Below are 12785 nucleotides of genomic sequence, written 5' to 3' on the forward strand. Positions count from 1 at the left end.
AATCAACTCCTAATTTTTATAGTTTTACACGAATTACCTGGTACTAATTCAGGCTTGATGATTATTTGCTTTTCAGCAAATTCCTCATGTGCTTCCAGTCGATTTTTTAATAATATTGAGGCCTCTATGCCAATTCTCTTTACTGGCTGGGCCATTAATGACAGAGCAGGAGTAATTAATTCCCACTGTGCCTTGTCCCCAAATGCGATAATCGAAACATCTTCAGCCACCCTGAGTCCTTGTTCTCTTACTGCTTTCAAAACCCCTTTAGTCATTGTATTATTGCAGGAGTATATGGCTGTAGGTGGTTTAGGTGACAGTAGCAGTTCCATTGTTGATCGGTATGCCTGTTCTTCTTTAAAATTTGCTTCCTTAATTAATGTACTGTCTTCATCCATGTTAAGTTGTCTAATGGCATCGATAGCACCCTGATACCTTTCCCTACCAATTGAGTTTTTTGTGTGCCCATAAATAACACCAACTCGTTCGTGTCCTAGAGAATGTAAATATTCAATAGTTTCAAAGGACCCATAATAGTGATCGTCCATTATAAGATCTGTCACGACGTCGTCAACTTTTCTATCAATCGAGATAACTGGAATACCTTTCCTTTTAATTGAACCAATCATCTCTCCATTCCCTCCTGTAGGGATGATGACAAGCGCATCGACTTGCTGCTCCAAAATGATTTGTAAAGAGGCTAGCTCTAACTGTTCATCATCGTTATGGCTAAGAAGGATCATATGATAACCTAAAGCACGTATCGTTTTCTCCATTTCTTTTGCAATAGACATTAAATAAAAATTTGAAATATCAGATATTAAAACGGCTACTTTATTTGACTTAGAAGACTTTAAACTTCTCGCATTTGCATTAACGCTATACCCTAAACGATCGATGGATGCCATTACTTTAACTAATGTTTCTTTCCCAACATAGCCTTTATTATTTATAACCTTAGAAACTGTTCCTACTGATACGCCAGCATCTTTCGCCACATCTTTAATCGTTACCTTCTTCATTATTACCTCCGGACAGGATAAATAATTGTTTATGAGTTAATAAGCTATGTCTTCATTCTAAGAGCTCCACAAGTGATAATTTCCTTTTCCATGAATTAATATTTTCTATTAATGCTTTTTCTTCCTCGATAGTTAGATCTAACTGAGGACGTTTTACTGATCCTCCTTGTATACCTCGAAGTTCTAAGCCTTTTTTAAAGTAAGAGAGATTGCTTCCTCCTTTCAAAATTTGAATGATGTTGTCTGCGTGCTGTTGGACATTGCGAGCTTGCGTTAACTCACCTTCCGAATACAACTTATAAATCTCTTTGAAGGGTTCTGGAAACACGCACGAGACACCTGATACGACCCCGTCACACCCCATTGCTAAGGCCGGTAAAAATAAAGAATCGCTCCCTGTTAAAACAGAGAAACTATTATTTCTAACACTTAAATAATCTTTTAATGTTAAAAAATCAGGATAACTGTACTTAATCCCTACAATATTCTGATGATTAGCAGCTAACCTTTTTACTACTTCAAGAGAAAGAGCATTACTAGCTAACTGTGGAATGCTATATAAATAGATCGGAAAATTGTCCGGGACTTCTTCAGCAATTGCTTGATAATAAGCTTCAATTTGAACGTCATCAGCTGGGAAAAATACGGGTGTAACTGCCCCTATTCCAGTTGCTCCAATGCTAACAGCATGATTGGCTAGTAGAAGTGTATCATCTAACGTCATCGCTCCTATATGAATAAATACCTTCACTCGCTTTTGGGCAGTGTTTACAACCGTTTCAGCGACTTTCTTTCTTTCGTTAACGTTCAGTTTAAACATTTCACCTGTCGTACCTAATGGGTATAAACAGTTAACGCCTTTATCAATTAGAAATTCTGTTAATCGTTCCAACTCCTTATAATTGACTTCCCCTTTTTCATTCATCGGGGTAACCATTGCTGTCGTTACTCCAAAAAGTTTTTCCATAACATCCTCCTTCAAGATAATAAGTATAGATAAACGAACCTTCATTCAGTGGGAGTTGAGTGAATCAGGATATTAGCGTTCGTTATCTGTAATAAACTTATAACACTTCATAGTGAAACGTTTCATCATAATTATATTATGTAAGCGCTTAAATTTCAAGGCCTATTTGATGATTGAAATTAAATTCGACTAAAACAGCGTTTTTACAGTGTGTTTATAAATGATTTCACCAGTCAATAAAAGCTCTAATTAGTGAAACGTTTCATTTTATTTAAAAATCTAAAAAAACACATTGTAATTCCAACGTGTCTCAATTAAAGTAGATAAATAATTGGCTATTTATCATTCATTGCTCTCATTTAATTCGATGAGACAGGGGTATTTTGATTACCTTCTGTTACCTTTCGATAAATATTCATCAATTGGTCAAGCTCCTGACTATAGCGAATCGCCTCTGTGGACGTAAAACCATATTTGTTTGCAGATACGATCATTAATGCTCGCTTGACTTCCATTTGTTCTTTTAATGAATGTTCAAATCCCATCTGTCTAATCGCCTCACATTAATTACATTTATTTACAGAACGTATTTCTTTATTCACCATGTCCAAATGGGTGATTAGACACCCATTTTTATAGTGTGACTGTAATCGTCATTTTACCATAGACTACCACACGATTTCCATGTAAAAGCGTCAAATTTCGTAAGTTTTATGACAAATATACAAAATAATCACTAAATAATCCTACTTTATAGGTTAATTATTTATAATTCTTTTAAAAAAAGTTAAGTTTTTTTCCTTTTATTCAAAAAATAAACAGAAGTCTGGATTGACCTCTGTTTATTTTAAAATGGTACTTACAATGATTGAACTTTTTGTAATACGTCATTCTTAATCACGTCTAACCGTTGCTCAGCATCTTCTGTAGAGATGCCTTTGACACCAAAATAGCATTTGATCTTCGGTTCGGTACCAGAAGGCCTTAAACAATACCAAGAACCATCTTTTAAAATAATCTTCAGAACATTGGAGGCTGGTAAATCAATGATTTCTGTCTCACCTTGCGCAGGTATATGTCTGATGCCTGTTTTATAGTCTTCAATACTATGTACATCATCAGAGAAATTTCCCTCTGCTATATCCCTTCGGAAAGTGGTCATAATACGTGCCATTTTTTCAGCCCCCTCTTTCCCTTTAAAAACAAATGAAGCTAGGTCTTCAAAATAATAACCATATTGATCAAAAATATGAATGAGTCCATCATATAAGGTCTTATTTTGTTTTTTATAATAAGCACACATTTCAGCAGCTAAGAGGCCAGGCTGTATGGCATCTTTATCTCTTGCAAAGGGTTCAATTAGATAACCAAAACTTTCCTCGTAACCAAAAAGAAAGGTGTCCTTCTCAGAACGTTCAAACTGCCTAATCTTTTCACCTATAAATTTAAAACCTGTTAAAACATCAAGCGTTTTCAAATTATAGCTATTTGCAATCGCTCTGCCTAGTTCTGATGTGACGATTGTTTTAATAACCACGCCATTAGCAGGTAACGTCTTCATCTCTCGTTTCTTTTTTAACAAATAGTCTAACAATAAAGCACCGGTTTGATTTCCAGATAGGACGTGATAGTCACCATCATGACTTTTAACAGCCAGACCGATACGATCAGCATCTGGATCTGTCGCTATAAGCACATCAGCATGTTTTTCTTTGCCAAGCTTTATAGCTAACTCAAACGCTTCCCGCTCTTCTGGGTTTGGTGATTGCACCGTTGAAAATTCAGTGTCCGGCTCTGCCTGTTCAGCCACTACATGGACATTAGAAAAGCCTGCTCGTTTCAAAGCTTCTGTCATCGGGATATAAGCCGTGCCATGAAGTGGTGTGAATACGATAGATAAGTCCTCACCCATTTCATCAATTAACGCCTTGTCCATCACTATATTAGACATCTGCTTAAGATATGCCTCATCGATCTCTTCGAGCACCCATTCAAGAAGCCCGTCATGCTCTAACTTCTCAGGAGCTTCGGTTACTACCTCTAATTCATTTTCAACAGCATCAACCATAGCAATTAAACGATCTGCATCCTCTGGTACAAGCTGAGCACCATCTTCTCCATACACCTTAAACCCATTATATTCTGGCGGGTTATGGCTTGCTGTAATCATAATCCCCGAATGGCAATTTAATTCTCGTACAGCAAATGACAACTCTGGCGTCGGTCGTAACTCTTTAAAAATATATGATTTAACCCCATTAGCTCCTAATGTACACGCTGCTTCAAGAGCAAACTCTTTAGACATGCGACGATTATCATGAGCAATTATAACGCCTCTTTTTACCGCTTCAGCACCTGCTTCTTTTATATATTGGGCAAGTCCTTGTGCACCTTTACGAATCGTATAAATGTTCATACGATTTGTTCCAGGTCCGATCTCACCACGCATACCACCTGTTCCAAACTCAAGGTTTTTGTAGAAACATTCCTCTAGATCCTTCTCATGATCAGTTAGTGCCAGCAAATCATTTTTTAGTGTATCGTCCAAATCTTGTTTTGTTCGCCAGCGTTCATACTGTACTTTCCACTTCATATCATTTCCTCCTCTTAACTAAAAGCACTACTTCTACGTATAGTTATACGCATTTTCATGCCTTTAGTAAAGGGAATTTTATTAGTTTTTCTCACGAGTTTCAATAGGGTGTGCAGCATAGTATAATTCTTCATCCAGTATCTTCTCATGGCATTCCATCTCTTCATCACTCCAATGGAAACGGTCCTTCATGTATTTCATGACGCCTTCTTTATGACGATGCACAGCGTGTATATCGAAAATAACTTCACTCGTCCGCCGATTAAAGAAATCAATTGGAGATACGACCATTTCTTCTTCGATTCCATAGACTAGAGAGGCATATACACTTTCAGGTAAATGATAATGCTTACTTTCACGCCCGGATGTTTCAATAATCTCTAGTAATCTTTTAACGTTTGATCCATACAAAGAAGTTAATCGTTTAGCTTCTTTTTCACTTAATCCAACCTCTTTTCCTTTATTTGTCCACGTCTCTATGAAGCTAGTTAAGTTATCTGCTCCACCGACGTCACCACCGGAAAGAGTTATTTTTTCAGTCGCACTTTTTTCTTTAATGCCTAATTCATTTGCCGCAATATCAACGATACGTTCTGCCATTTTTCGATAACCAGTTAGCTTCCCTCCAGCAATCGACAAGAGACCTGATTGAGATTCAAAGATTTCATCTTTGCGTGAGATTTCCGAAGCACTTTTACCTTCTTCATGAATAAGTGGCCTCAATCCTGCCCAACTAGATTCCACATCTTCTCGCTTAAGTTGAACTGTAGGGAACATATAATTTGTCGCGTTGATTAAATAGTTCAAATCATCTTCTGTCATACGTGGTGAATCTATTTCTTCCGTATAGTGTGTATCAGTCGTTCCGACATATGTTTTGCCATCTCTCGGTATGGCAAATACCATACGACCATCATCTTTCGTATCGAAGTAAACAGCTTGCTTTAAAGGAAAACGTGACTGGTCAATTACAATATGAACCCCTTTTGTTAAATGAAGATATTTTCCTTTTTTAGAATTGTCCTTTTCTCGTAAGTCATCCACCCACGGCCCTGCTGCATTAATCACTTTTTTCGCTCTTATATCATATGTTTTGCCACTCACTAAATCTTTAACTCTTGCACCAGCCACTTTTCCGTTGTCGTAAATAAGCGTCTCAGCCTTTGCATAGTTAACTGCCGTCGTGCCTCGATGAACGGCTTCTTTTAATATTTCGAGTGTAAGACGGGCATCATCCGTTTTATACTCCACATAAATACCGCTGCCTTTTAAGGTATCTCTCTTCAATAGTGGTTCTTTATCAATCGTTTCCTGCTTACTAAGCATGTTTCGACGTTCTTTGCGTTTTACTCCCGCTAGGAAGTCATAAACTTTTAAGCCTACAGAAGAGGCTAACTTGCCATAGGTGCCTCCTTTAATAATTGGTAGGAGCATCCATTCAGGATTCGTCACATGTGGTGCATTCTCATAGACGATCGCCCGTTCTTTACCAACCTCTGCCACAATTTTAAACTCTAGCTGCTTCAAATACCTCAAACCACCATGAACGAGTTTTGTCGAGCGACTGGAAGTACCAGCTGCGAAATCTTGCATCTCTACTAACCCTGTTGATAATCCTCTTGTCGTTGCATCAAGAGCAATACCAGCACCCGTGATACCACCGCCAATAACTAAAATATCCAATTCAGAATCTCCGTTCATTTGTTGTAAATAAGTTTCTCTTTGTACGGCAGAAAAAGGTTTCACCATCACCCATCATCCTTTCAACTTCAGAGGCCAAGATATACAAAAAGACCACAACAACTTGAACATGCCTTTCATGTTCAAGTGCTGTGGTCTCTCCTTATCTCCGGACCTTCATGATTAACTTACGACTATTATAACATATATCATCATTGTTTGTATTCATCAAGACCACATTATCTCTTTTTCTTAAAGGCCATCGTAGCATTAATAGCTGTTTTCCATCCTGTATAAAGCTCATCACGCTGCTCATGGGACATCTCGGGATTGAATGTTCGATCAATATGCCACTGTTTGGCAATTTCCTCTTTGTCCTTCCAAAAGCCCACTGCCAAACCAGCTAAATATGCGGCACCTAACGCAGTCGTTTCTTGAACTTCTGGGCGATCAACTGGGACATCGAGAATATCACTCTGGAACTGCATTAAAAAGTTATTAGCCACAGCTCCACCGTCCACTCTTAATGTTTTCACATCAATACCTGAATCTGTGACCATCGCTTCTAAAACATCTCTTGTTTGATAAGCAAGGGATTCTAATGTTGCTCTAATAAAATGTTCTTTTTCTGTCCCCCGAGTTAAACCAAACACAGCACCGCGCACTTCACTATCCCAGTAAGGTGTCCCTAGTCCAACAAAAGCAGGTACCATGTAGACACCATCTGTTGAAGCTACTTTTGAAGCATATTGTTCTGTTTCAGCCGCTGATTTTAACATACGTAAACCATCTCTGAGCCACTGGACAGCTGAGCCGGCTACGAAGATACTTCCTTCAAGGGCGTATTCAACCTTACCATCCAATCCCCAAGCGATCGTTGTGAGTAAGCCATGATTTGATTTAACTGCCTCTTCTCCGGTTGTCATTAACATAAAACATCCTGTACCATAAGTATTTTTAGCCATTCCTTTTTCAAAACACGCTTGCCCGAATAAAGCAGCTTGTTGGTCCCCAGCAGCACCTGCTATTGGAACCTCTTCACCGAAGAAATGATAACTGACCGTATTTGCATACACTTCAGATGAAGGTCTCACTTCTGGAAGTATCGATGACGGAATATCAAGGATTTCCAACAGCTCTTCATCCCATTTCAATTCATGAATGTTATACATGAGCGTTCTTGAAGCATTCGTATAATCCGTTACATGAGCTTTCCCTCCAGATAGTTTCCAGATGAGCCACGTATCAATCGTGCCGAATAACAGCTTCCCTTCGTTAGCTTTTTCCCTCGCCCCTTCAACATTATCTAGTAACCACTTTACTTTCGTGCCTGAGAAGTAAGCATCTATAAGTAGCCCCGTTTTTTCACGAAATAAATCACTGTAGCCGTTTGTTTTTAATTCCTCACAAATGCTATCAGTTTGTCTGGATTGCCAAACAAGAGCGTTATAAATCGGTTTCCCGGTATCCTTTTCCCATATAACAGTCGTTTCTCTTTGATTCGTAATCCCGATAGAAGCTATTTCTTTCGGTGAAACATTTCGATTGTTTAACACTTCAGCCATAACCCCTAAGATAGACGACCAAATTTCATTAGCATTATGTTCCACCCAACCTGGCTTGGGAAAAATTTGTTTAAATTCACGCTGAGCAATATCGACAATCTGACCTTCTTTATCAAACAAAATAGCTCGTGAACTTGTTGTTCCTTGATCTAATGCGAGTACATACTTCTTTTCCATGTGAGATTCCCCCTAAGCTTTTTGTTCTTTCGGATTATGATAAACCTTTCTATTTTTGTGCAGACGTATATTGTTTTTGTGCAACTGGAAAGAGATAAGTAAAACCACGAAGAATAATCCGATAAATATCCAAAGTGCACTATAGATAACCCCTTCAAATAACGCTGCATACATCAATGCTCCTAATCCACCTCCTATAACTGGTCCAGCGATAGGTATCCACGCATAACCCCAATTTGAACTCCCTTTGCGTGGGATAGGTAAAACAGCATGAGCAATTCTCGGCCCTAAATCCCGAGCAGGGTTTATTGCATATCCTGTGGTTCCTCCAAGAGAAAGACCAATTGCAATGATTAGAAATCCTACAATTAAAGGATTCAGACCTTCTGTAAATTCATTAGCTCCAATAAACAGTAAACCAATGACGAGAACAAATGTGCCAAGCACTTCACTAAAATAATTTGATGGTGTATGTTTGATAGCTGGATCTGTACTAAATACAGCTAATTTCGGACCCACTTCTTCTGTTTTTTTAAAGTGAGCGTAATATTGACAGAATATTAAGCTCGCCCCTATGAAAGCACCAATCAATTGAGCTGTAATATATGCCGGTACATCTGACCATGGAAATTCTCCAATCAAAGCAAACCCGATCGTTACTGCTGGATTTAAATGGGCGCCACTAATTTCTCCCACGGCGTACACGCCTAACGCAACACCTAGCCCCCAAGCCATCGTTATGACAATCCAGCCACCATTTTCCGCTTTCGTCCCTTTTAATACGACCCCTGCCACGACCCCTGCTCCGAAGATGATAAGTATCATCGTCCCGAATACTTCTCCTAAAAATGGTGACATGCCTTTATTCCCCCTTAGTTTGAAATAGAGGTAAAGAAAGCAATGACTTGCTAATAGTTTTCTTTACCCATCTAGCGGAAAAAATATGTTAACCATTCTCAACGAAAAAGAGACCAGCAGAATTATCCTTAGCCATAATAGTATGCTAAGCTAATTTCCGTTGGTCTCCGTTGTCTCCATCGAAAAGAATATTAACTTGCTTCCTATTTAATCAAACTATGAAAGCGTTGTCAACATCCCGAACATAATTAATATATTTAATTATCTTTGTTTAGAAAGTCGCTTCCCATAGCGTTTTTTTCGAGGTTGTAACAGCTGCGGCCCCAGCTTTGATCGCTGCCTTCACCTCTTTTTCTGTTCTGATCAATCCTCCGGCAATAACAGGTGTGTTCGTTTTTTCATAAATTTCTTTAATAATATGGGGCATGATTCCTGGTAAAACTTCGATACAATCTGGTTGAATTGTTTCCACCATATTATAGCTTGATTCTAAAGCGAGGGAGTCTAAAAGAAACAATCGTTGAACAGTAAGTAACTTTGCCTTTTTCGCCGTTAATAGAACACTTTTTCTTGTGGACACGAGCCCCTCTGGTCTAATATCTCTACATAAAAATTGAGCGGCGTACTCATCATTCTTAAGGCCTTGAACAAGGTCAGCATGAAGCAGTACCTTTTTGTCGTGATCATGCAACATCTTGACTAAACTTTTTAACTGTCCTATATGGGTATTCAATAAGACAATGTATTCGAATTTGGTTTGCACGACTTTATCTAAATCTTTCAAGTCACGGATGGCAGGTAATATTGTGGCATTTAACAAGTTTAAAATTCCCCTCCTTAATTAACTCACTTTTCTAAAGTTCATTATAGCAAAGTGATAAAGAAAAGGAAGATATCTTAATCATTAAGCGTACCAAACGAGAAGATTGTTTGTTTTTGGTAGGTTTCACCTTTATTAATTAAGTAACGTTCTGTTTCATTTGGTGGCATCTGTGTTTCCAAACATATCCCATCATATTTATTAGCAGTTCCACCATTTAACAAAGGGCTAGATTTAATCTGGTTTCCTGAATAAATAACGACTGCAGGATCAGTCGTTTTAACTGATAATTTTCTTCCTGACATGTGATCAGTTAAAACGATTTTTTCTTTTATGGAATGATCCTCAAGTAAAAACGGATGGTCGATCCCATTCCCCACTTTAACAATTTGATCGTGATCAGAGACAAGTGCTTCTTTTACTTTTTTGCCGTTTCTAAAATCCAATTCTCTGAACTCATCTACCGGCACAACTCTCGTTGGAATAGACTCATCATCTAGTTCATAAACGTTTGAACTTGCTACTTGAAGACTGTGCTCTTGTATATCTCTTTCCTTATTCCCACTTAAATTGAAATACGTGTGGTTTGTTAAATTAATCGGTGTTAACGAGTCTGTTTCTGCATAGTAACTGACAATAAGGTCACTATTATCAGAAAGTTCATACGTTAGTTGGAATGAAACTTGTCCAGGATAACCGTCTTCTCCATCTTCGCTAACATAGGTGAAAATAAGGGATGACTGCTTTTCTTCAACGTTCCACACGCGTTTAGCAAGACCTTTTACACCACCATGCAAATGATTATTGCCATCATTTTTTTCTAGTTCATAGTTATTATCATTAACTATCAACAAACCTTCTTTCGTTCGCCCAGCTGTGCGCCCGACCACAACACCTAGATAATAAGGGTTCTTTTCATAATCTTCTATATTGTCATAGGTAACGACAACATTCTCTTTCTTATCATACCTATCAGGAACACATATTTCCGTAATAGCTGCTCCATAATTTAATGCTGTTAAGGTCATTCCCTTTTTATTTTCAATCGTATAAGCTATTATTTCTTTGTTTCCAAACTCGGCCACTTTTCTCTTCATCGTCTCCATCTCCTCAAATACAATACTTTTTATTAATTTTCTATTCACCCTTTTTCACCTAAGGTTCTCTATATAAAGCGTTTTCTTTTTTAACTTCAGCAATCTCCTTTTTTAAAGCGATCGACTCATACAAGATGAAGAGACTCCTTAACCAGGCAACAAAACGCAGCTCACCCTCTTTCTTGAGATATTTATTTTCCATCCTTTCCCTTCCACCTCTTATTGTATCGAAAAAAAACAAAGAAAAAAAGGTTGCTATCGTTTAATTATCCGGAGATTGTCTTTGCCTATAAAATCTAAAAATTTCCAAAAGAGTGCCATCCTATTAGTAACGACAAGCATACGTTAAGGTATGAGCTAATCATTCATTTAGGATAAAACAGCAAAAAATAAAAGAGCTCCTCTAAAGTCACTTTTTAATGATAGTGACCTTTTGAGACAGCTCTCTTTTTACTACGGCTCAACATTCATAATCTACTCTATACAAATCTTTTCTTCGATCACGCCATTGTGTGACATTTCCTGATTTCCGATGACGCCGAAGTAATTCTAAATCCACATCCCCTACCACCACTGTTTCGATGTTAGGATGACATTCTCCTACGATCCCATCCCGAGGAAACGCAAAATCAGATGGTGTAAAAATACCAGATTGAGCATATTGAATATCCATATTTTCCACGTGGGTGAGATTACCAACAGTGCCTGCAATCATCGTATATACTTGATTTTCTACCGCTCTCGCTTGCGCACAATATCTCACCCGCAAATAACCTTGTCTTTCATCTGTACAGAATGGTGTGAAGATAATGTTTGCCCCTTTTTCAGTTGCTATCCTTGCAAGCTCTGGAAATTCAATATCATAACAAATTTGAATAGCTATTTTACCACAGTCAGTATCAAATACCTCTACTTTATCACCGCCATGTATCCCCCAAAATTTTCGCTCATTCGGGGTAATATGAATCTTATATTGTTTTTCAATCGTACCATCTCGTCTAAATAAGTAAGCGATGTTAAAGATTTTTCCATCTTCTTCCACAAAATGCGAGCCACCAATTATATTCACGTTATATTTAATAGCCAAATTATTAAATAAATTAATATAATCTTCCGTGAACTCAGTCAATCGTCGAATAGCTTGACTGGCACTTTTTTCTTCTATAAAAGATAAGAGTTGTGTGGTGAATATCTCCGGAAAAACTACGAAATCAGATGCATAACTAGCGCCTACGTCAGCATAATAGTCACATTGCTGAGCAAATTCTTCAAATGAATTAATTTTTTTCATCATATATTGAATTGCACAAATTCTAACTGGAAATGATGTCTTGAAATGTCGTTTGGTTGTCGGTCTATAATCTACATTATTCCACTCCATAAGTGTGGCATATTTCATTGATGCTTCATCATCTATAAGGTAATTTCGGTTGATTCGCTTTAATGTAAATCCGTTCATTATTTGAAAAGTTAAGACAGGGTCATATATATTATGATGTAAAACCTCTTCTACATACTGTCGAGGCGTTAAATCATTAGCATGTGTTCGATAATTAGGAATTCTTCCCCCTATAATAATACTCTTTAAATTCATATTTCTTGCTAGTTCTTTTCTTGCCTCATAGAGTCTCCGACCGATCTTCATTCTGCGAAAATCAGGGTGAACAGCTACTTCTATACCATACAAATTATAACCTTCTGGATCATGATTGGTAATATAACCTTCATCGGTTATTTCATCCCACGTATGCTGATCATCATATTCATCGAAATTTATAATAAGACTAGAGCATGAACCGATAATTTGACCTTCAATTTCTACACAAAATTGACCTTCAGGAAACACCTCCAAGTGACTCATTAAATGCGATCGTTTCCATGGCGCCATATTAGGAAAGGAGATTCTCGACAATTCTATAATATTTTCTATATCATCATGCTTAATCGTTCTAACCACAATTTTCGTTTCAAATTTAGACATATCTAACGGATTCATTGAGTTTCAT

General features: G+C 37.7%; 11 protein-coding genes. All 11 read right to left on the bottom strand.

The features are described 5' to 3' along the window. Window positions 1-2: 2 nt before the first annotated feature. Window positions 3-1022 (bottom strand): LacI family DNA-binding transcriptional regulator, encoded by a 1020-nt coding sequence (locus BK581_RS06360; protein WP_078577388.1) that lies wholly within the window; start codon window positions 1020-1022, stop codon window positions 3-5. 52 nt (window positions 1023-1074) lie between these two features. Continuing rightward, window positions 1075-1989, bottom strand: a complete 915-nt coding sequence (locus BK581_RS06365; RefSeq protein ID WP_078577389.1) for a dihydrodipicolinate synthase family protein — start codon at window positions 1987-1989, stop codon at window positions 1075-1077. Window positions 1990-2348: 359 nt separating this feature from the next. Further along, entirely contained in the window at window positions 2349-2534 is a 186-nt protein-coding gene (locus BK581_RS06370; protein ID WP_078577390.1) for an aspartyl-phosphate phosphatase Spo0E family protein, read from the bottom strand. 314 nt (window positions 2535-2848) lie between these two features. Continuing rightward, window positions 2849-4582 (bottom strand): phospho-sugar mutase, encoded by a 1734-nt coding sequence (locus tag BK581_RS06375; RefSeq protein WP_078577391.1) that lies wholly within the window; start codon window positions 4580-4582, stop codon window positions 2849-2851. Window positions 4583-4663: 81 nt separating this feature from the next. Continuing rightward, window positions 4664-6331 (bottom strand): glycerol-3-phosphate dehydrogenase/oxidase, encoded by a 1668-nt coding sequence (locus tag BK581_RS06380; RefSeq protein ID WP_078577392.1) that lies wholly within the window; start codon window positions 6329-6331, stop codon window positions 4664-4666. Window positions 6332-6501: 170 nt separating this feature from the next. Next, window positions 6502-8004, bottom strand: a complete 1503-nt coding sequence (gene glpK, locus BK581_RS06385) for a glycerol kinase GlpK (RefSeq protein WP_078577393.1) — start codon at window positions 8002-8004, stop codon at window positions 6502-6504. Window positions 8005-8016: 12 nt separating this feature from the next. Further along, a complete protein-coding gene (locus tag BK581_RS06390; protein WP_078577394.1) occupies window positions 8017-8862 on the bottom strand; it encodes an MIP/aquaporin family protein in 846 nt (281 codons plus the stop codon). A 271-nt stretch (window positions 8863-9133) separates the two neighbouring features. Continuing rightward, window positions 9134-9682: a glycerol-3-phosphate responsive antiterminator gene (locus tag BK581_RS06395; RefSeq protein ID WP_095995533.1), complete on the bottom strand. Its 549-nt coding sequence runs from the start codon at window positions 9680-9682 to the stop codon at window positions 9134-9136. 77 nt (window positions 9683-9759) lie between these two features. Further along, window positions 9760-10779 (bottom strand): aldose epimerase family protein, encoded by a 1020-nt coding sequence (locus BK581_RS06400; RefSeq protein WP_169837585.1) that lies wholly within the window; start codon window positions 10777-10779, stop codon window positions 9760-9762. Between the two features lie 58 nt (window positions 10780-10837). Then, the gene (locus tag BK581_RS20085; protein ID WP_169837586.1) at window positions 10838-10981 is read right to left on the bottom strand and encodes a hypothetical protein; all 144 of its coding nucleotides are present in this window, start codon (window positions 10979-10981) and stop codon (window positions 10838-10840) included. Window positions 10982-11239: 258 nt separating this feature from the next. After that, entirely contained in the window at window positions 11240-12775 is a 1536-nt protein-coding gene (locus BK581_RS06405; RefSeq protein WP_078577397.1) for a GNAT family N-acetyltransferase, read from the bottom strand. Window positions 12776-12785 lie beyond the last annotated feature (10 nt).

This window comes from Salipaludibacillus agaradhaerens (genome assembly GCF_002019735.1).
Lineage (GTDB): Bacteria > Bacillota > Bacilli > Bacillales > Salisediminibacteriaceae > Salipaludibacillus > Salipaludibacillus agaradhaerens.